The sequence below is a fragment of the Rhizobium sp. BK491 genome (genome assembly GCF_014194925.1).
In the GTDB taxonomy this organism is placed as follows: Bacteria; Pseudomonadota; Alphaproteobacteria; order Rhizobiales; family Rhizobiaceae; genus Rhizobium.
In genome coordinates, this window is the sequence record NZ_JACIAR010000001.1 from 532,971 (window position 1) to 550,840 (window position 17,870).

Sequence of the window (17,870 nt, forward strand, 5' to 3'; positions counted from 1 at the left end):
AGGGGAAATATGGCATGAGCGGATTGTTTTCCGCCCTTGGTTCCTTGTGGACCTGGTTGAGTACGATTTTTGACCCATTGTGTGGTCCGGCTGGACTGTTCACTCTGTTCGGCCAAAATACGATGCTCGCCTGTGGCGACACGGGATGGGGCGACGAGCTAGCCGGTGGCTTGAAGATCACCATCACCGTCTCCGTCCTGACGCTGCCGCTCGGCATCGTCATCGGGTTCTTCGTCGCGCTGGCGCAGCAATCGGAAGAGAAATCGCTGAGGCTCGCCGCTGGTGTCTTCACGACGATTTTCCGTGGCCTGCCGGAGCTGCTGACGCTCTTCATCATCTACTATGGCATGCAGATCCTCTTGCAGTCCGTGCTCGCCAAATTCGGTTATGACGGCCCCGTTGAGATCAACGCCTTCGCGGCCGGCATGGTGGCGCTGGCAATCGTCTTTTCCGCCTATTGCTCGGAAGTCCTCCTCTCTGCCTTCAAAGCCATTCCCAAAGGTCAATATGAGGCAGGCGATGCACTTGGATTTCATCGGGCGCGAACCATGCGGCTTATCATCGTGCCGCAACTCGTGCGTATTTCCCTGCCAAATCTCGGGAACCTCTGGATGAACCTGCTGAAGGATACGTCTTACGTGTCCATCATCGGCCTTGCCGATATCATCAGGCAGACGGGGATTGCCGTCCGCGCCACCAAGGCGCCCTTCACCTTCTATTCCATCGCCTGCCTGTTTTATCTGACACTGGCCGTCATCTCTTCCGTCGGCCTCTTCTATCTCGATCGATGGGCTAAACGCGCGGAGGTCCATCGATGAGCCATGCCGAAGTTCTGATCGCCGCGCAGCCGGCACCGCCGAAGACGGTCACGAAGCTATCCAAGGCGCGTATCGCCGGTTATTTCTTTCTGACCCTCTGGGCAATTCTCGGCATTTCGCTGCTGGCGATGATTATAAGCGGGTGGGATGTCGACAAGCTCGAAACCTATGGGCCACGGCTGCTTCACGGTCTCTGGATCACGGTCAAGCTGGTCGCAACATCCTTTATCCTCGGCGCGATTCTCTCGATACCGCTGGCCTTTGCCCGTATGTCGAGCAACAAGATCCTGAGCACGCTGACCTATTGCTATGTCTATCTGTTCCGCGGCACGCCGCTGCTGGCGCAGATTTTCATGGTCTATTACGGTTTCCCGAGCTTTCGCTGGTTCTTCGAGGATATCGGCCTCTGGTGGTTCTTCAAGGACCCTTTCTATTGCGGCGTTTTCGCCATGACGCTGAACACGGCGGCTTATCAGACGGAAATCGTCCGGGGCGCCATTCAGAGCGTACCGAAGGGCCAGCGGGAAGCGGCCAGCGCCCTTGGTATCCATACCTGGATCGCCTTCCGCAAGATCATCATTCCACAAGCGCTCATCGTGGCGCTGCGCCCCTATGGCAACGAGATCATCCTGCTGATCAAGAGTTCGGCAACCGTCTCCATTATTACGGTCTTCGACCTGATGGGCGAAACACGCTACGCCTTCTCGCGGACCTACGACTACCAGATCTATCTCTGGGCTGCGATCTTCTATCTCGTGATTGTCGAACTCATGCGAAACGGCTGGGCGCGGATGGAAGGCGGGCTGACACGGCACCTCAAGCGCTGATCCTGCCAAGGCGGCGTCTGGGCGCAGCCTTGGCAGCACTCCCATGCAGTCGCTGCTAATACATTGATTTCTGTGAATAAATTTCCATCATGACATTTTTGTAAAGCTTGAGTTTACCATCTGTTGTTTCCATATTTGAGTGACCATGAGTCACGAACAAGAATGGGAACGGAAAGAGAAAGCTCATGCATAACGACATGCAAAAGCAGTTGCAGGGTTATGGGTTGACGACGGCGCAGATCTTCTACCGCCTGCCCGATCATCCGCAATTCCTGCAGACCTATATCTGGCAGGATTATGATCTCGCCCCGAACTTCCCGGAAATGCGCGGCTTCCTGAAATTCTGGCAGGAAACGCTGGATGGCCCGCTGCATTCCGTGCGCTATGTCCATCGCAAGCTGATTTCAGCAACCGAATGGCGGGCGCTAAAGGGAGAATTCATCCTGCACTAGCCGCATCGGGTCTTCGGCATCACCAATGCGCCCGCTGGGCGACACGGCAAGCATTGCAAAAGCCGATCAACCGCCTTAATGCCTGCGTGACGAATGGAAGGGCTGTCACTCATGGCAAAGAAGAAGATCGACGAAGACGCGCTTGCGGAAGCCTATAACCAGGCACTGGCACTGGAGAAGGCGGGCGATATCGACGCTGCGGTTCAGGCCTATGAGAAGGTGCTGGCTCTCGATCCGGAAGACCATGGTGGAGCAGCCGTGCGCATCGCCTCGATGGGACGCGGCGAGACGCCGGCCAAGGCGCCGGACGCCTATGTCGAAACCCTGTTCGACCAGCATGCCGAGGTTTTCGAGGATGTGCTGGTGGAGCAGCTCGGCTACCACGTCCCGGTTCTCGTGCGCCAGCGCCTGCAGGCTCTCGGCCTCGGTCCCTTCAAGCGTATGCTCGACCTCGGCTGCGGTACTGGCCTCACCGGCGGCACGCTGCGCGATATCGCCGAGGATATCACTGGCATCGACATTTCCGAAAACATGGTCGAAGTCGCCCATGAAAAGGATATTTACGAAACGCTCTTCGTTGCCGAGGTCGAGGATTTTCTCGACGACAATGACGAGGAAGCCTTCGATCTGATCACCGCGACTGATGTCCTGCCCTATCTCGGTGCGCTGGAACCCCTCTTCTTCGGCGCCGCCGAAAACATGACACCGGGCGGCCTCTTCATCTTCTCTTCGGAGACCCTGCCTGAGGCGATCATGGCCGGACGTCCCTATATGGTCGGCCCTCACCAGCGCTTTGCCCATTCCGAAGCCTATGTGCGCGAAAGGCTGACTGCGACCGGCTTCGAACTCGTCGAAATCACCGACATCAACGTCCGTATGGAAGATGGCCAGCCGACCCCGGGTCATCTGGTCATTGCCCGTCGTCTCGCCGATTGAGGCAAAATACATCCCATCGGAAATAGTTATCCATTTGGATAACTATTTCCTTGCGCGGCGACCGGTGAGCTGATACTTAGCCATTCAGATAAGTATCAGCTCGAATCTTGATCTTGGAAAGGTCGCCGCATGTCCCTTATTCTCTACCAGCATCCCCTCGCCTCCTTTTGTCACAAGGTGTTGATGGCGCTCTATGAAAACGGGACGCCGTTCGAAAGCCGCATCATCGATCTCGGCAATGCGGAATCGCGCGCCGCGCTGGTGCGCCTCTGGCCGCTCGCAAAATTTCCGGTGCTTCGCGACGAAGCCCTCGACAGCACCGTTCCCGAGACCAGCATCATCATCGAATATCTCGACCGGCATTATCCCGGCGCAACGCAACTGTTGCCGACCGAACTTTCGGATGCCCTGTGCGTCCGGCTCTGGGATCGCTTTTTCGATCTCTATGTGCAGGAGCCGATGCAAGCGATCGTCGCGGACGTGCGCCGGGCAGAAAAGGACAAGCGCCCGCAAAGCGTCGCCGAAGCCGAGACCTTGCTGCGCACGGCTTATGGCATGATCGAAAAGCAGCTGGACGGAAAGATCTGGATCACCGGCAACAGCCTGACCATGGCCGATTGCGCCGCTGCGCCAGCCCTGTTCTACGCTGAAACGCTCGTTCCCTTTGGCGAAGAGCATGATCGGCTGAAGGCATATTATAGACGCCTCGTCGAGCGCCCTTCCTTCGCCCGCGTCCTGCAGGAAGCAATGCCTTATTTCCAAATGTACCCTTATAGTGACAAACTGCCGGCGCAGTTCCGGCCGGAAAAGCCGAATGCTTGAAGAATCGCTGGCGCTCGACCGCATGTTCCAGGCTCTGTCCGATCAAAGCCGCCGCGGCATGATCGACAGGCTCGGGCGTGGACCGGCTTCCGTCACGGAACTGGCGCAGCCGCTCGACATGGCGCTGCCGACCGTGATGAAACATCTGCAGGTGCTGGAAACGAGCGGACTGGTGCTGTCGGAAAAGGCCGGACGAGTGCGCACCTATCATCTGCGCAAGGAAGCGCTGGCAGCCGTCGAGCGCTGGATCGCCGACCGCAAGGCATCCTGGAACCAGACCTTCGACCGGCTCGATCTCTTTCTTGCTGATACATCGACGGAGACGACAGACAAATGAGCATAAGATCGACAGACCATACGACGATCACCATAGAGCGTCATTTCAAGGCGCCTCTGCCGAAAGTCTTCGAGGCATGGGCAATACCGGAGCAGAAACGGCAATGGTTCGCCTGTCATGATGATTGGAAGCAGCTGGAGTTCCAGCTCGATTTTCGTGCCGGCGGCAGCGAAAGCAGTCGCGTCGCCTCAACCGAGGGCGTCATTCATGCCTATCAGGCGCGATATATCGACGTCGTCCAAAACGAGCGCTTCATTTATGCCTTCGACATGATGCTCGACGACGTCAGAATCTCCGTATCGTTGGCAACGGTCAGCTTCGCTCCCGAGCCCGGCGGCACGAAAATGACCTTCGTCGAACAGGTCGTGTTCCTCGACGGCTACAGCGACAATGGTTCGCGCCTCATGGGCACGGAAATCGGCTTCGATAACCTCAAGCTCTACGTCGAGGGGGACGACGGAAAGCCGAACTAACCCTGCGCGTCACCGAGAATTGCCGCCAGCAGCTGCCCTTCGAGCTCCGCCAGGCCTGGATTGCCGTGACGGCGGGGATGCGGATAGGGAATGTCGAGATCGAGCACGATCCGGCCCTCGTCCAGCACAACAACCCGATCGGCCAGGTGCACGGCTTCGCTGACATCGTGCGTCACGAGCACGGCGGTAAAGCCGAGCTCCCGCCAAACGCGGTTCAGCAGCTCCTGCATGCTGATGCGGGTCAAAGCATCCAACGCACCGAGCGGCTCATCAAGCGCGAGGATACCGGGTTTGCTGACGAGCGCACGGGCCAGCGCCACGCGCTGCCTCTGTCCACCGGAAAGGCTGGATGGCCATTCATCTACCTTCTCGGCAAGCTGTACCTCGGAGAGAACCGAAGCTGTTTCCTTCTTCGATACGTTTTGCGGCACGCCCTCGCCCAGGCCCACCGCAACATTGTCGGCGACGGAAAGCCAGGGCAGCAGCCGCGGCTCCTGAAAGACGATGCGTGTATTGGGCTGTGTGTCACCACCATCGACCGCTTCAAAGCGAAGATGGCCTGCGCTCGGCTCCTCCAGCCCCATCAGGATGCGCAGCAGAGTGCTCTTGCCGCAGCCGCTCTTGCCGATGACGGCGACGAACTGACCAGCGGGAATATCGAGATCGATGCCGCGCAGGACGCGGTTGTTGCCGAAACTCTTCTCAAGACCCTTGATGTGGATGGCCGCAGCGCCCGCAGCCTGCGCGGCGACATTTTTGGCCTCTGCCAGTGGGCGATCGAGTGTATTGACGCTCATGGGAAGCTCCTCAATTCCGATAGGCCGGATTCCAGCGCAAAGCCCTGCGCTCGATCGCCCGTGCGACGACATCGGCAAGCTTGCCGAGAATGGCGTAGATGACGAGCGTCAGCACCACGACATCAGTCATGCCGAACTCGCGGGCATTGTTGGCCATGTAGCCAATGCCCGACGATGCCGCGATCGATTCGGCAACAATGAGCGTCAGCCACATGATGCCGAGAGCAAACCGCAAGCCCACGAGAATGGACGGAAGTGCGCCGGGGAAGATGACCTTCCGGAATAGCGTCCAGTTGCTCATGCCGTAGACCTGTCCCATCTCGATCAGCCCGCGATCGACATTGCGCACGCCGTGATAGGTGTTGAGATAGATCGGGAAAAGCACGCCGAGCGCGGTCAGGAACAGCTTGGATTCCTCGCCGATCCCGAACCAGAGAATGACGAGCGGTACCATGGCGAGATGCGGAATGGTTCGCAGCATCTGCAGCGTCGTATCGGTCAGCTGTTCCGACAGCCGCGACACGCCGTTAGCGATACCAAGCAGAAAGCCGATCGAGCCGCCAACCAACAGGCCGGCAAAGGCGCGGCCGGCGCTGACCAAGATATTGTTTGGGAGTTGGCCCGAAATCGTGGTCTGCCAGAAGGCGACCACGACGGCCGCCGGCGACGGCATGATACGGGTGGAGATCCATCCAAGCGACGAGCCCAGCTGCCATGCCGCGATAACGACAACCGGCAGCAGGAACGGCAGAAACCTCTGGAACGAAATACCTTGCCGCGCGACCCTGGCCTGGCGTGCGCGCCGTTCCGAGGCCACGCGGACGAAGGACGTGTCGAATGCCGACATGGGGATCTCCCTTTGATCTGGCGTTACGAGCCGGAAACGACCTTGAGATTGCCGCCATGACTGCCGCCCGCAAAAATCTGCTTGGCGCCGAATTCGTTACGGAACCCGGCACGCTGCTCGTCACGCTTCAATCCCAGTTCAGGGAACAGAAGCTCTGCGACACGATAAGCTTCCTCCAGATGCGGATAGCCCGAGCCGATCACGGTTTCGATGCCGAGCTCCTGATATTCCCGCAGCCTTGCAGCGACCGTCTTCGGCGATCCCACAAGTGCCGTACCAGCGCCAGCACGGACTAGGCCGACGCCAGCCCAGAGATTCGGCGACACTTCGAGCTTGTCGCGGCGACCGCCATGCAGCGCCGCCATGCGCTTCTGGCCGACGGAGTCGGACTGGTTGACGAATTGCTCCTGCGCTTCACGGATCGTCTCGTCGTCAAGCTTGGAAATCAGCTTGTCGGCCGCAGCCCATGCCTCTTCGTCCGTCTCGCGAACGATGAAGTGAAGGCGAATGCCGAAGCTGACCTCGCGTCCACGTTTGGCAGCGGCTGCCCGCACCTTTGCAATTTTCTCGCCGACCTGCGCCGGCGGCTCGCCCCAGGTCAGATACTTGTCAACACGGCCAACAGAGAACTCGATGCCGGCATCGGATGATCCGCCGAAGTAGAGCGGCGGGCGCGGTGCCTGCACCGGCGGCAATCCGAGCCGTGCATTCGTCGCCTTGATATATTTGCCTTCGAAGGTGGACGACCCCGTCTCCAACAGCTCCTCCCAGACATGGAAGAATTCATCGGCATGGGCGTAGCGTTCATCGTGTTCCAGATGAATGCCGTCACCGGCGAGTTCCGCCGGGCTGCCGCCAACGACGATGTTCAGCAACACGCGGCCGTTCGAAACGCGATCAAGCGTCGAGGCGAGGCGGGCGTAGTAGGCGGGCGAGGCCGTACCCGGGCGGATAGCGACCAGAAACTTCAGCTTCTGCGTATGCGCCGAAAGCGCTGCAGCCGTCACGAAGGACTCTTCACAGGAAACGCCGGTCGGCAAAAGCACGCCCGTATAACCCAGCCGATCGACTGCCTGCGCGATCTGCTGGAGATAGCCGATCTCCGGGCCGCGGTTGAGATCGGCCGTACCCAGATAGGTGCCGTCACCGGAGGTCGGGATGAACCAGAGAAAATCGATGGGTTTTGCGGTCGCGGTCATGAAGCTTTCCTGCTTTCTGGATGCGCGTGGTCGGGAGCCACCTCCCGATGTTCGATCCGGATAATGGCATAGACTATCGATTACATCGACAATATGGATTTTCTAATTGTCGGCGTTTGACGAAATATTTTGCCCATAAAGTCCGCGCCCGTAGTGTTAGGGGCGCAGACGATATCCGTGGGTCTTGTCAGCCTCAGCTCGCCTTTGGTCGCCAGACGATGTCCGTGACGTTGAGCTTCTTCGGAACGATGCCAAGATTATAGAACTCGTCAGCCAGCCCCTGCTGATAGGTGATCGCCGCATCTGTAATGGTCGAGACGCCACCAAGATTTGCACCAGGGCGCGTCAGCACCACCCGCGTCACCTCGGCCGGCACGCCGGTGATTTCGGACATGGCCTTAAGGGTGCCGTCCAAATCCGATTGCGCCGCCGCCCCCACCTTGGCCAGTTCGTCGATGACGTCGATAATCACCTGCGGATTATCCTTGGTGAAATCGCCGTTGGCCAGGAAATAGCTGAAGGAATCGACGATGCCCCGCGCAGTCGCAAGGATGCGGGTATCCGGATCGGCCTCTGCAATGGCGAGATAGGGATCCCAGATCGACCAGGCATCGATCGCACCGGTCTTGAACGCAGCGGCTGCATCCGGCGGCGTGAGATCGAGCGGCTGGATATCGCTGATCGTTAGCCCGCCTTTGCGAAGCGCCTTGACGGCGACGTTGTGGGCGCTGGAGCCGCGCTTGAAGGCAACCTTCTTTCCCTTGAGATCGGCAAGCGTTTGGATCGGCGAATCCTTGCGCACGAGAATGGCGGAGCTTTCGGGGCTGCCGGTGTAAATGCCGACGTACAGCAGATTGCCGTTGGCAGCCTGCGCAAACAGCGGCGGCACATCGCCCGTCGCACCGAAATCGAGAGCACCCGCGCCAAGGGCTTCCAGCAGCGGCGGGCCGGATGTGAATTCCGACCATTCGACGGATATGCCGCGATCGGAAAGCCGCTTTTCCAATGCCCCTTGACGCTTTGCCAATGCCAACACGCTGTTCTTCTGCCAGCCGATCCGAAGCGTCGTCGCCGCAGCCGCACGTGACTGTCGAACGGAAGGCAAAGCGAAGGCAACCGCCGCCGCACCGAGAAGGCCGAGTGTCTGTCTGCGCGAAATCATCGAAGATCCCTTTTCATAAGGCCTCGGCGCTTCCGCGGCCACCGGCTCGTTGTCGATGGCTTAAAGATCGCAAATCCATAGATTATATCGACAAAGAATATTATGAAGATTCACGATGATGACGAAATTTCATTCCAATAAATGCAGAAATTTGAAATCAGATTTCACGTCGCATGCCATGGTGACAAGTTGCCCGACAAATCGGTCTTTCGTCTCCGTGCCCTTTCGGCTAAGCCTGCGGAACAAATTCGGTCATGGAGTTATGAAATGGCAAAGGTCTCATTCATCGGCATGGGCGTCATGGGTTACCCCATGGCCGGGCATTTGAAGGTCAAGGGCGGGCATGATGTCACCGTCTATAACCGCACCGTTACCAAAGCTGAAGCATGGGCCAAACAGTATGACGGCAAGTTTGCCCCTACCCCGGCCGAAGCGGCTGCAGGCGCCGATTTCGTCTTCACCTGCGTCGGCAATGACGACGACCTGCGCTCGGTGACGACGGGCGAGAACGGCGTCCTTTCAAGCATGAAGGCCGGTTCGATTCTTATCGACAACACTACCGCAAGTGCCGAAGTCGCCCGCGAACTCTACGCAGCCGCCAAGGAAAAAGGCGTCGACTTCATCGACGCACCTGTTTCCGGCGGACAGGCAGGCGCGGAAAACGGGGTGCTGACCGTCATGTGCGGCGGTGACGAAGCCGCCTTCGAGAAGGCTCGTCCCGTCATCGACGCCTATGCCCGCATGGTCGGGCTGATGGGGTCTGTCGGCGCGGGACAGCTGACCAAGATGATCAACCAGATCTGCATCGCCGGCATCGTCCAGGGCCTGGCCGAAGGCATTCACTTCGGCAAGCAGGCCGGCCTCGATATCGAAAAGGTCGTGGAGGTCATTTCCAAGGGCGCCGCCGGTTCCTGGCAAATGGAAAACCGCCACAAGACCATGAATTCAGGCAAGTATGATTTCGGCTTTGCGGTCGACTGGATGCGCAAGGATCTCGGCATCGTGCTCGAGGAGGCCCGCCGCAATCAGGCCAAGCTGCCGCTCACGGCCCTCGTCGACCAGTTCTACGGCGACGTCCAGGCGATGGGAGGCAATCGCTGGGATACCTCCTCGCTGCTCGCGCGCCTGGACAAGAAGTAAAAGGCTGCCGGGAAATCAACAGCTTCTGCTGAGCGCCTCATCAGAGCGGCGCTCAGTCTATGTCAGTCCTCGTTGGACTTGGCATTTTCCAACAGCATGTAATCGAGCGGCAGCTCCGTCGAATACTTGATCTGCTCCATCGCAAAAGCCGAAGAGACATCCCGGATTTCGATCTTGGCGATCATGCGCTTGTAGAAGGCATCATAGGCGGCGATATCCGGGACGACGACACGCAGCAGATAGTCCACATCACCGCTCATGCGATAGAATTCGACCACTTCCGGGAAATCGGCGATCACTTCTGAAAAACGCTTCAGCCATTCGATGGAGTGACTATTGGTGCGGATGGACACGAAAACCGTGACCTTCGTATTGACCTTTTCCGGATCGAGCAAGGCCACGCGGCGGCGAATGACGCCATCCTCTTCCATCTTCTGAATACGGCGCCAGCAGGGCGTCGTCGAGAGACCGACCTTCTTGGCAAGATCGGCTACGGCCAGAGTGGAATCCTCCTGCAGCAGGCGCAGGATTTTGCGGTCAAGACGGTCCATTAAAGCATCCCTTCGAATTATATTCTCTCTATAGCTCATTTTAAGCGATAGAAAAGAAACTTTTTCTCAAGGAAGCAGGCTTTTCACACGTTGTTGTAATACGGGAAGCAACTCGGCCTCGAACCACGGGTTACGTTTCAGCCAGCCGCTGTTGCGCCAGCTCGGATGCGGTAATGGCAGGACGGACGGCGACCGGTTGGTTAGAAGATAACGCCGCCACTCAGCGACCGTCTCGGTCATCGAACCCATGCGCTCCGCTCCAAGATGCCAAGCCTGTGCATATTGACCGATCGTCAGGATCAATTCGATCTGCGGCATCGCATCCATCGCCCGCTGCCGCCATAGTGGTGCGCACTCCTTGCGCGGCGGCAGATCGCTTCCCGCCTTGTCATAGCCCGGAAAGCAGAAGCCCATGCCCATTATGGCGAAATGATCCGTATTGTAGAAACTCTCGCGATCCACAGCGAGCCACTGACGCAAACGGTCACCAGAGGCATCGTTGAACGGCAGGCCGCTCTCGTGAACGCGCAATCCTGGCGCCTGCCCTGCGATGAGTATCCGTGCAGTCGATGATAGTGTCGCAACCGGACGCGGCTCATGCGGCAGGCGATCTGCCTCGCCCTTTGCCGGTGCGTCCCGACAGAGACGGCAGGCCGCAATCGCCGAACGCAGGATTTGCAATTCGCCCTCGTGCTTCATGGGGCGCTCCAACCGGCAAGCTGGCGCAAATAGCCGAGCCATCCGGCAATCGGATCATTGTCGTTGTCATGGGCCATAAGCTCCTCGCGCCGATAGTCGCTCGGCCTCTCGAAATCACTGGCCCAAAGCCCAGCCTTCGCCTGCCGTGCGCTCCGCTCCTCGCTTGCATAGCCGCCATAAGAAACCGCCATGCCACTGCGCACCATCGCGGCGTTGATATCGGCATCGCCGGCGACACATGTCACCAACAGGCGACCATAGCGATCCCTCTCCCGCCCCCGACATTCGGGCGCTCCGGTCTTAATCATTGTGGCAAGCGCCTTGCGTGCTTCTTCGCCGCAGGCCCAATCCGCGCCATTGCGTTGGCAGCGCTGCCGATATTCGGGCGCATCGATCCCTTTCAGTCTCAAGCGCTCGCCACTGGCGGAAAGCGTGTCGCCATCAATGACATAAAAGCTGCCGTTTTGAACGATTTCCGGTCGATTGTTCATCTTCAACGCGAATAATGCAAGAATGGCAAGCAGCGCGAAAGTGACCACGCCGTCACGAAACAGGCGGCCCGACCGCATCACGTTGTTGCCTCCTTTAAGAACAAATCCTTGGCGAAGATGGCAAACAAATCATTTCGGCGCAGCATCTTCTTAAGATTTAAACGCTAGGATGTAGCCTCAGGCAGGCTAAGTTTCAATGTAACCATGAGCAACGGCGTCAGCACATCGACAGATAAAAACATTGTCGACCGATCGCGCAGTCACCGTAACCGGGCTGTGTCGAAGGCCGTGCGGCAAACGCGCGAGCGCCTGCAAAGCGGCCACAGCCGCAATTTCGATCGCGAACTGATGATGATGCATATCGACACCTTGCGGCAGAGTGCCGCCGTCGTGCCGATCTTCGTCATCGTGGTCGCTGTTCTCGGCGTCTACCTGACGCGTGATGCCGGCATTCTCTTCTGGACCATTCCGATCCTCACGGCGCATGCCATCAACATGCTGATCGGACGGCGCGCCAAGAAGCAGGAAATGTCAGCCGAAAGCGCCAGAAAGTGGCGGCAGCTGCTTTTGCTGGGGCAATTGCTCGTCGGCTTCTGTTGGGCGCTCTTTGCGATGCAAAATTGCGCGACCTGCGGCGGCGACAGTTTCGCCTTCTACAAGGGCACGACCCTGCTAGCGGCAATCTGCATTACGGCCATGTCCAGCTTCATGCTGCCACGAGCTGTTCCGTTTTCCTTCGCACCGGCGACCGTAGCGCTGACCGTGGCAGCCATCCTGACGCGAAGGCCTTCCGATATCGCCCTCACCGCAGCCATTTCGGTTGCCGTGATATTCTTCAGCTTCATCACCAACCGCATGTATCAGTCGAACCTGAAGATTCTCTCTTTCCAATCGGAGAAGGACGATCTGATCGCCGAACTCGAAGTCGCGAAATCGATGTCTGACGAAGCCCGTAGGCGTGCCGAAGAGGCAAACCTCGCCAAATCGCGCTTTCTTGCTTCCATGTCGCACGAGCTTAGAACGCCGCTGAATGCGATCCTTGGCTTTTCCGAGGTCATGTCGGCGGAGGTCATGGGGCCGCTCAACAATCCGACCTATCGCGAATACACCAGTGATATACATCGATCCGGCCAGCACCTGCTCAACCTGATCAACGAAATCCTCGACCTTTCTCGTATCGAGGCCGGCAAATACGAGCTGAACGAAGAAGCGATTTCTCTCCTCGATATTGCCGAGGATTGCATCGGCATGGTGCAGTTGCGTGCCCGCGCCAAGAACATTTCGATCTCATCGCAATTTGAAGCGCAGCTGCCCTCCGTCTGGGCCGACGAGAAATCGATGCGCCAGGTGATCCTCAACCTCCTGTCGAATGCGGTGAAATTCACGCCGCAGGGCGGCGAAATCAGCGTCAAGGTCGGCTGGACCGCCGGTGGCGGCGAATATGTCGCGATCAAGGACAACGGTCCGGGCATCCCCGAAGAGGAGATCCCGATTGTGCTGTCGGCCTTCGGCCAGGGCTCTATCGCCATCAAGAGCGCCGAACAGGGCACGGGCCTCGGGCTGCCGATCGTACAGGCCATTCTCGCCAAGCATGACGGTCAGTTCATGCTGAAATCCAAGCTGCGGGAAGGCACGGAAGTCATCGCCATCCTGCCGCCCAAGCGCGTGCTGCAAAGCCTGCCGGCGGTCGAGGATGCCCCGCTCGCCGAGCGACGCAAGAAGAGCTTCGCTTAAACGAAGCTCGGGTGCGGATCGCTAGAGCGCTTCAGCTTTCACGGAATCTCTGAATCGCTCTGTCTTTTTTCACGCAATTCCGGACGGAAAACCGCTACGCACTTTTCCTGGAATTGCGTTAGCGAAACAGCAGATGGCTACCGATGACGTAAAGCAGGTAGATGCCGGACGCGACCAGCATGCACAGAACGGCAAACGAGCCGAGATCCTTGGCATGTTTGCCGACGTTGGAAATCTCCGGCGAGATCCGGTCGATCACCTCTTCCACCGCCGTATTCATGGCTTCGACTGCGAAGACGGCAAGGAACAAGACCATCGCGATGACGATCTCACCGATGGTCGCGCCGACAGCGATCAACAGGATCAGTCCCACTCCGGCAAAAAGCAGCTCCTGTCGAAAGGCAGATTCCTGCAACAGCCGCTGAAATCCGCCCCAGGAATAGCCGGCAGCGGCGAAAAAGTGCCGGATCCCGGTCTCCTTATTGACCGCTGATTTTGAAAACTCCGCCATTCGCGCTCCGCCCGTATTGTCCCGGTTGCAATCTGGATGCCTTGCGAATACCGCCTCACCGTGGGCGAAGCAAGGCGACAGCTCTCGCCGCCTCGAAATTCATTGCAGTTTTATGACGGAAAACCGATCATCTACAGGAAATTGAGCGGCGAAACATTTATTTCAACGTTTCGCCGCTCGGTTTTTCAGTGCTTGTTCGTAACCCCGGCGCTTTCGAACGTCGCCATGCCCGAATGGCAGGCTGCCGCAGCCTTGACGATACCGGCGGCCAATGCCGCCCCCGTACCTTCGCCAAGCCGCATGCCGAGCGCCAGAAGCGGCGTCTTGCCGAGCTTTTCGATCGAACGGAGATGACCCGGCTCGGCCGAGACATGCCCGATCAGGCAATGATCGAGAGCAGAGGGATTGGCAGCCTTGAGAATAGAGGCGGCGGCCGTCGCTACATAGCCGTCGATGATAACAGGGATACGCTCCATGCGCGCGGCGAGGATGGCGCCGGCCATGGCGGCGATCTCGCGGCCGCCAAGGCGGCGCAGGATTTCCAGCGGATCGTTGAGATGATCGCGATGAAGCGCGACCGCCTTCTCGACGGCGCCGATCTTGCGCTTCAGCATCTCACCTTCCGAGCCCGTACCGGGACCGACCCAGTCTTCAGCCTTGCCGCCATAGAGCGCGTAATGAATGGCCGCGGCGATCGTGGTATTGCCGATGCCCATCTCGCCAATGCAGAGCAGATCCGTGCCGCCGGCAATCGCTTCCATGCCGAAGGCCATGGTGGCCGCGCAGTCGCGTTCGCTCAATGCCGGTTCTTCGGTGATATCCCCGGTCGGGAACTCGAGCGCGAGATCGAAGACCTTGAGGCCGAGGTCATAGGCAACGCAGATCTGGTTGATGGCTGCACCGCCAGCTGCGAAATTTTCCACCATCTGCTGCGTTACCGAAGGCGGGAACGGGGTGATCCCCTGCTTGGTGACACCATGATTTCCGGCAAAGATCGCCACCAGAGGCCGGGTCACGGCCGGCGGACGACCGGTCCAGGCCGCCAGCCAGAAAGCGATTTCCTCTAGTCTTCCGAGCGCGCCCGGCGGCTTGGTGAGCTGTGCATCACGTTCGCGCGCGGCCACGAGCGCCCGGGCATCCGGGCCTGGAAGGTCGCGCAGCAATGCGCGGAAATCGTCGAATGGGAGGCCGCTGACGCTCATGAATGCGTTCCTTGTCTTTTAGTCTCAAATCGGGTTCTTTGCGTGCGACTCTATTAGTCCTGGGAATCGGCGTGAACAACTCCAAAAGCGCCCGATGCTGTCGCGCGTATGGCGGGGAGAGGAAGAAATGCGGGAATATATGCGTGACATCGCGCGCTCCGTCGCTTTCTTGAGCCGCATTCCCGTGCCGCCGTCCTTCTTCGAAGGCGATGACGGCAAGCTCTCGCGTGTTTCACGCGCTTTTCCTGTCGCCGGCCTGCTGATCGCCCTGCCCTCTGCACTGACCTTCAGCGTGCTGCTTGCCCTCAACGCCGATCCGTTGATGGCCGCATTGCTGGCGCTTGCCGTGCACACGCTCCTGACCGGCGCCCTCCATGAAGACGGGCTCAGCGACACGGCAGACGGATTGGGTGGCGGTAAGGACCGCGAGCGCGCACTCGAAATCATGAAGGATAGCCGTATCGGGACGTACGGGGCGGCAGCGTTGATACTGTCCTTCGCATTGCGAGTGGCAGCACTTGCCGCCATCGCCCGGCATCTCCCGCCTGAGGACGCCGCGGTCGCAATCCTCGCCGCGGCCACCTTGAGCCGTGGTGCCATGGTCTGGCATTGGTACGCCCTGCCGTCAGCCAAACCGGATGGGATCGCGGCATCGGCGGGCAAGCCGGATGACGACGCCATGCAGCTGGCGCTGCTTGCGACACTTGGCCTTGCGGTACTACTCGTCGGTCCTGCCATGGGCGTTCCGGCGCTGGTTGGCTGCCTTCTTGCGACAAGCGTCGCGGCATTTCTGGCCACGCGATATATCCGTCAGAAATTGACTGGCCATACGGGCGATACGATCGGCGCGACCCAGCAGATTTGCGAGATCGCGTCGCTCTGTACTCTTGCCATGTGCGTTTGAAGCATCGATATATGATCCCATGCTGACACCCTGCATCCTCGTCTGCTCCATCGATCAGAACACCGGCTATTGCTTCGGCTGCGGCCGCACATCTGCTGAAATCGGCGCATGGATGAGCTATAGCGATGACGAACGCCGTCAGATCATGGAAATGCTTCCGGAGCGCCTGACCAAGGTCGAGCGCAAGCCACGCCGGGAGACCCGCCGCCAAAGGATGGCACGGGAGCGCAGCGCCGTATGAACCGCCTGAACATCGTTCTCGCCATTCTCGGCATCGGCCTCGCACTACTCGTCTTCAACAATAATACCGGCTCCACCTTCGGCATGCGCAATGACGACTTCGCGCGTGTCGTCTATCTCGTGCCGATCGCCCTGATGATGAGCGCCGCCGTCTGGGCTAGCCGGCATACGGTCAGCCAATCGATCCGTAATCTTCTCATCTGGTTCGTCATCATCATGGCGCTTGCGACCGCCTATATCTATCGCCGCGATGCCGAACAGGTTGGCAACCGCCTCTTTGCCGGCCTGATGCCCGGCCATGCCGTCGTCGTCACGACGAGCGAAGGCGGCCAGGAAGTCATCCTTCACAAGCGTTCGAACGGGCATTTCGAAGCGAAGGTCATGATCAACGGCCAACCGATCGACATGCTGATCGACACCGGCGCCAGCACCATCGCCCTGTCGCAGGAAGACGCCGAGCGCGTTGGTATCATTCCGGAAAACCTCACCTATTCGCAGACGGTACTGACCGCCAATGGCCGCGCCAGAGCGGCCCCCGTAGAACTCGGCTCGGTGGCAATCGGCCCGATCAAGCGCAGGGATGTCCAAGCGAGCGTGGCAGAAGCAGGCAGGCTCGATCAGAGCCTGCTCGGCATGAGCTTTCTCGAAACCCTGGGGTCCATGCAGATGCAGACGGACGAGCTTCGGCTGCGAGACTAACGAACCGCCGTATGCGATAGTTCGGTTGGGAGCGAAGCATTCGCCGGCCTCTTCACTCTAAAAGATGGCATGTCCAAACCTTATAAGAGTGAAAAACGATGACGCCGGCAAGACCGAACCTGACGACCGAACTGCTGCTTCTCCTTGCGCTCGCGATCTGCTGGGGCGCCTCCTACACCTTCATCCGCGTCGGCGTGGCAACCATTCCGCCGATCACGCTGATTGCCGCGCGAACCCTGATCGCCGGTCTTGTCCTTCTCGCCATCATCCGCTGGCGCGGGCTGAGCCTGCCGAGAGACGCCGCCACATGGAAGCGTTTCCTCATTCAGTCCTGCCTCAACAGCGCCATTCCCTTCACGTTGATCGCCTGGGCGGAACAAACCGTCGATGCCGGTCTGGCGACCATATTGAATTCCACGACGCCGATTTTCGCCTTTCTGATCGCCGCTTTCCTGCTGCGCTCCGAGTCGCTGACGGGACGCAAGCTATTTGGCGTGATTGCCGGCATGGCGGGCATCTGCCTGATCATCGGCCTCGATGCGCTACATGGCATGGGCCGCCAATTGCTGCCGCAGCTTTCCGTTGTCGCGGCATCGATCTGCTATGCCTGTGCCGCCTTGTTCGGCCGCAATTTCAAGGGACTGGACCCGATGATGCCGGCAGCGGGCTCGTTGCTTTGCGGTGCCGCCCTCCTGGTCCCGGCGAGCCTGATTGTCGAACATCCCTGGCAGATTGCGCCATCGACAGCCTCGATCCTGGCACTGCTCGGCCTGTCGGTCGTCTCCACCGCGCTTGCCTTCAGCATCTATTTCCGACTTATCCAGACCCTGGGCTCGGTCGGCACGACGGCGCAGGCCTATCTTCGCGTCCCGATCGGCGTCGGCATCGGCGTTACCTTCCTCGGCGAGCCTCTATCCCCGACGGCAGCCATCGGTCTTGTCTGTGTCGTGGCAGGTGTCATGGCCATGACCATCGCACCACGCAGGAAGGCCCTGGCCTAAAAAGGCAATCACGTTCAGCGCTTGCATG

General features: G+C 59.1%; 22 protein-coding genes. 13 read left to right on the forward strand and 9 right to left on the reverse strand.

Annotation, left to right across the window (positions count from 1 at the left end; genetic code table 11):
- Nucleotides 1–14 precede the first annotated feature (14 nt).
- The 7 genes from FHX05_RS02665 (at nt 15) to FHX05_RS02695 (ending at nt 4,665) form a co-directional block, all read left to right on the forward strand.
- The gene (locus FHX05_RS02665; protein ID WP_095435085.1) at nt 15–818 is read left to right on the forward strand and encodes an ABC transporter permease; all 804 of its coding nucleotides are present in this window, start codon (nt 15–17) and stop codon (nt 816–818) included.
- Nucleotides 815–1,645, forward strand: a complete 831-nt coding sequence (locus FHX05_RS02670; protein WP_112334674.1) for an ABC transporter permease — start codon at nt 815–817, stop codon at nt 1,643–1,645. Before FHX05_RS02665 ends, FHX05_RS02670 begins: the two co-directional genes overlap by 4 nt.
- Before the next feature lie 185 nt (nt 1,646–1,830).
- Nucleotides 1,831–2,097: a Usg family protein gene (locus FHX05_RS02675; RefSeq protein WP_015340141.1), complete on the forward strand. Its 267-nt coding sequence runs from the start codon at nt 1,831–1,833 to the stop codon at nt 2,095–2,097.
- 111 nt (nt 2,098–2,208) lie between these two features.
- A complete protein-coding gene (locus FHX05_RS02680) occupies nt 2,209–3,033 on the forward strand; it encodes a methyltransferase domain-containing protein (RefSeq protein ID WP_183870591.1) in 825 nt (274 codons plus the stop codon).
- A gap of 129 nt (nt 3,034–3,162) precedes the next feature.
- Nucleotides 3,163–3,855, forward strand: a complete 693-nt coding sequence (locus FHX05_RS02685; RefSeq protein WP_183870592.1) for a glutathione S-transferase family protein — start codon at nt 3,163–3,165, stop codon at nt 3,853–3,855.
- Nucleotides 3,848–4,192 carry a metalloregulator ArsR/SmtB family transcription factor gene (locus tag FHX05_RS02690; RefSeq protein ID WP_183870593.1) on the forward strand — a complete coding sequence of 115 codons (345 nt, stop codon included), beginning with the start codon at nt 3,848–3,850 and terminating at the stop codon, nt 4,190–4,192. Before FHX05_RS02685 ends, FHX05_RS02690 begins: the two co-directional genes overlap by 8 nt.
- Entirely contained in the window at nt 4,189–4,665 is a 477-nt protein-coding gene (locus tag FHX05_RS02695) for an SRPBCC family protein (RefSeq protein ID WP_183870594.1), read from the forward strand. Before FHX05_RS02690 ends, FHX05_RS02695 begins: the two co-directional genes overlap by 4 nt.
- Here FHX05_RS02695 and FHX05_RS02700 read toward each other — a convergent pair.
- From FHX05_RS02700 to FHX05_RS02715, 4 genes are all read right to left on the reverse strand, one after another.
- Entirely contained in the window at nt 4,662–5,462 is an 801-nt protein-coding gene (locus FHX05_RS02700) for an ATP-binding cassette domain-containing protein (RefSeq protein ID WP_183870595.1), read from the reverse strand. The genes FHX05_RS02695 and FHX05_RS02700 overlap by 4 nt on opposite strands.
- Before the next feature lie 10 nt (nt 5,463–5,472).
- Entirely contained in the window at nt 5,473–6,309 is an 837-nt protein-coding gene (gene ssuC, locus FHX05_RS02705; protein WP_183870596.1) for an aliphatic sulfonate ABC transporter permease SsuC, read from the reverse strand.
- Nucleotides 6,310–6,332: 23 nt separating this feature from the next.
- Nucleotides 6,333–7,508: an FMNH2-dependent alkanesulfonate monooxygenase gene (gene ssuD / locus FHX05_RS02710; RefSeq protein ID WP_183709875.1), complete on the reverse strand. Its 1,176-nt coding sequence runs from the start codon at nt 7,506–7,508 to the stop codon at nt 6,333–6,335.
- A 193-nt stretch (nt 7,509–7,701) separates the two neighbouring features.
- The gene (locus FHX05_RS02715) at nt 7,702–8,670 is read right to left on the reverse strand and encodes an aliphatic sulfonate ABC transporter substrate-binding protein (protein ID WP_183870597.1); all 969 of its coding nucleotides are present in this window, start codon (nt 8,668–8,670) and stop codon (nt 7,702–7,704) included.
- Between the two features lie 141 nt (nt 8,671–8,811).
- Here FHX05_RS02715 and FHX05_RS02720 point away from each other — a divergent pair, with 141 nt between their 5' ends.
- Complete coding sequence (locus FHX05_RS02720; RefSeq protein ID WP_281411842.1) at nt 8,812–9,810, forward strand: NAD(P)-dependent oxidoreductase; 999 nt, start codon at nt 8,812–8,814, stop codon at nt 9,808–9,810.
- Nucleotides 9,811–9,872: 62 nt separating this feature from the next.
- Here the strand turns inward: FHX05_RS02720 and FHX05_RS02725 are convergent, their stop codons facing one another.
- The 3 genes from FHX05_RS02725 to FHX05_RS02735 all read right to left on the reverse strand — a co-directional run bounded on the left by FHX05_RS02725 (nt 9,873) and on the right by FHX05_RS02735 (nt 11,629).
- Nucleotides 9,873–10,361, reverse strand: coding sequence for an Lrp/AsnC family transcriptional regulator (locus FHX05_RS02725; protein WP_069613098.1), 489 nt, complete (start codon nt 10,359–10,361; stop codon nt 9,873–9,875).
- 66 nt (nt 10,362–10,427) lie between these two features.
- Nucleotides 10,428–11,060: a uracil-DNA glycosylase family protein gene (locus FHX05_RS02730; RefSeq protein WP_183709864.1), complete on the reverse strand. Its 633-nt coding sequence runs from the start codon at nt 11,058–11,060 to the stop codon at nt 10,428–10,430.
- The gene (locus tag FHX05_RS02735; protein ID WP_210290243.1) at nt 11,057–11,629 is read right to left on the reverse strand and encodes a thermonuclease family protein; all 573 of its coding nucleotides are present in this window, start codon (nt 11,627–11,629) and stop codon (nt 11,057–11,059) included. Before FHX05_RS02735 ends, FHX05_RS02730 begins: the two co-directional genes overlap by 4 nt.
- A gap of 126 nt (nt 11,630–11,755) precedes the next feature.
- Here FHX05_RS02735 and FHX05_RS02740 point away from each other — a divergent pair, with 126 nt between their 5' ends.
- Nucleotides 11,756–13,285 (forward strand): HAMP domain-containing sensor histidine kinase, encoded by a 1,530-nt coding sequence (locus tag FHX05_RS02740; RefSeq protein WP_183709860.1) that lies wholly within the window; start codon nt 11,756–11,758, stop codon nt 13,283–13,285.
- Nucleotides 13,286–13,403: 118 nt separating this feature from the next.
- On the opposite strand, the gene FHX05_RS02745 is transcribed toward FHX05_RS02740, so the two are convergent.
- Together FHX05_RS02745 and cobT are read right to left on the reverse strand one after the other, a co-directional pair.
- Nucleotides 13,404–13,796, reverse strand: a complete 393-nt coding sequence (locus FHX05_RS02745; protein ID WP_092716218.1) for a diacylglycerol kinase — start codon at nt 13,794–13,796, stop codon at nt 13,404–13,406.
- Between the two features lie 185 nt (nt 13,797–13,981).
- Complete coding sequence (gene cobT / locus FHX05_RS02750; RefSeq protein ID WP_183870599.1) at nt 13,982–14,998, reverse strand: nicotinate-nucleotide--dimethylbenzimidazole phosphoribosyltransferase; 1,017 nt, start codon at nt 14,996–14,998, stop codon at nt 13,982–13,984.
- 127 nt (nt 14,999–15,125) lie between these two features.
- Here cobT and FHX05_RS02755 point away from each other — a divergent pair, with 127 nt between their 5' ends.
- From FHX05_RS02755 to FHX05_RS02770, 4 genes are all read left to right on the forward strand, one after another.
- Nucleotides 15,126–15,902 carry an adenosylcobinamide-GDP ribazoletransferase gene (locus FHX05_RS02755; RefSeq protein WP_183870600.1) on the forward strand — a complete coding sequence of 259 codons (777 nt, stop codon included), beginning with the start codon at nt 15,126–15,128 and terminating at the stop codon, nt 15,900–15,902.
- Nucleotides 15,903–15,921: 19 nt separating this feature from the next.
- Nucleotides 15,922–16,143 carry a DUF1289 domain-containing protein gene (locus FHX05_RS02760; protein ID WP_069613105.1) on the forward strand — a complete coding sequence of 74 codons (222 nt, stop codon included), beginning with the start codon at nt 15,922–15,924 and terminating at the stop codon, nt 16,141–16,143.
- Nucleotides 16,140–16,841, forward strand: a complete 702-nt coding sequence (locus FHX05_RS02765; protein ID WP_183870601.1) for a TIGR02281 family clan AA aspartic protease — start codon at nt 16,140–16,142, stop codon at nt 16,839–16,841. Before FHX05_RS02760 ends, FHX05_RS02765 begins: the two co-directional genes overlap by 4 nt.
- A 98-nt stretch (nt 16,842–16,939) precedes the next feature.
- Nucleotides 16,940–17,842, forward strand: a complete 903-nt coding sequence (locus FHX05_RS02770; protein WP_112334655.1) for an EamA family transporter — start codon at nt 16,940–16,942, stop codon at nt 17,840–17,842.
- The last annotated feature ends 28 nt before the right edge of the window (nt 17,843–17,870 follow it).

Coding starts and splice junctions, on each gene's coding strand:
- ssuD (WP_183709875.1), bottom strand. CDS start 7,508: ATGACCGCGACCGCAAAACCCATCGATTTTCTCTGGTTCATCCCGACC.
- FHX05_RS02715 (WP_183870597.1), bottom strand. CDS start 8,670: ATGATTTCGCGCAGACAGACACTCGGCCTTCTCGGTGCGGCGGCGGTT.
- FHX05_RS02765 (WP_183870601.1), top strand. CDS start 16,140: ATGAACCGCCTGAACATCGTTCTCGCCATTCTCGGCATCGGCCTCGCA.
- FHX05_RS02760 (WP_069613105.1), top strand. CDS start 15,922: ATGCTGACACCCTGCATCCTCGTCTGCTCCATCGATCAGAACACCGGC.
- FHX05_RS02670 (WP_112334674.1), top strand. CDS start 815: ATGAGCCATGCCGAAGTTCTGATCGCCGCGCAGCCGGCACCGCCGAAG.
- cobT (WP_183870599.1), bottom strand. CDS start 14,998: ATGAGCGTCAGCGGCCTCCCATTCGACGATTTCCGCGCATTGCTGCGC.
- FHX05_RS02665 (WP_095435085.1), top strand. CDS start 15: ATGAGCGGATTGTTTTCCGCCCTTGGTTCCTTGTGGACCTGGTTGAGT.
- FHX05_RS02690 (WP_183870593.1), top strand. CDS start 3,848: ATGCTTGAAGAATCGCTGGCGCTCGACCGCATGTTCCAGGCTCTGTCC.
- FHX05_RS02770 (WP_112334655.1), top strand. CDS start 16,940: ATGACGCCGGCAAGACCGAACCTGACGACCGAACTGCTGCTTCTCCTT.
- FHX05_RS02675 (WP_015340141.1), top strand. CDS start 1,831: ATGCATAACGACATGCAAAAGCAGTTGCAGGGTTATGGGTTGACGACG.
- FHX05_RS02740 (WP_183709860.1), top strand. CDS start 11,756: ATGAGCAACGGCGTCAGCACATCGACAGATAAAAACATTGTCGACCGA.
- FHX05_RS02745 (WP_092716218.1), bottom strand. CDS start 13,796: ATGGCGGAGTTTTCAAAATCAGCGGTCAATAAGGAGACCGGGATCCGG.
- FHX05_RS02755 (WP_183870600.1), top strand. CDS start 15,126: ATGCGGGAATATATGCGTGACATCGCGCGCTCCGTCGCTTTCTTGAGC.
- FHX05_RS02700 (WP_183870595.1), bottom strand. CDS start 5,462: ATGAGCGTCAATACACTCGATCGCCCACTGGCAGAGGCCAAAAATGTC.
- FHX05_RS02725 (WP_069613098.1), bottom strand. CDS start 10,361: ATGGACCGTCTTGACCGCAAAATCCTGCGCCTGCTGCAGGAGGATTCC.
- FHX05_RS02685 (WP_183870592.1), top strand. CDS start 3,163: ATGTCCCTTATTCTCTACCAGCATCCCCTCGCCTCCTTTTGTCACAAG.
- FHX05_RS02680 (WP_183870591.1), top strand. CDS start 2,209: ATGGCAAAGAAGAAGATCGACGAAGACGCGCTTGCGGAAGCCTATAAC.
- FHX05_RS02730 (WP_183709864.1), bottom strand. CDS start 11,060: ATGAAGCACGAGGGCGAATTGCAAATCCTGCGTTCGGCGATTGCGGCC.
- ssuC (WP_183870596.1), bottom strand. CDS start 6,309: ATGTCGGCATTCGACACGTCCTTCGTCCGCGTGGCCTCGGAACGGCGC.
- FHX05_RS02695 (WP_183870594.1), top strand. CDS start 4,189: ATGAGCATAAGATCGACAGACCATACGACGATCACCATAGAGCGTCAT.
- FHX05_RS02735 (WP_210290243.1), bottom strand. CDS start 11,629: ATGCGGTCGGGCCGCCTGTTTCGTGACGGCGTGGTCACTTTCGCGCTG.
- FHX05_RS02720 (WP_281411842.1), top strand. CDS start 8,812: ATGCAGAAATTTGAAATCAGATTTCACGTCGCATGCCATGGTGACAAG.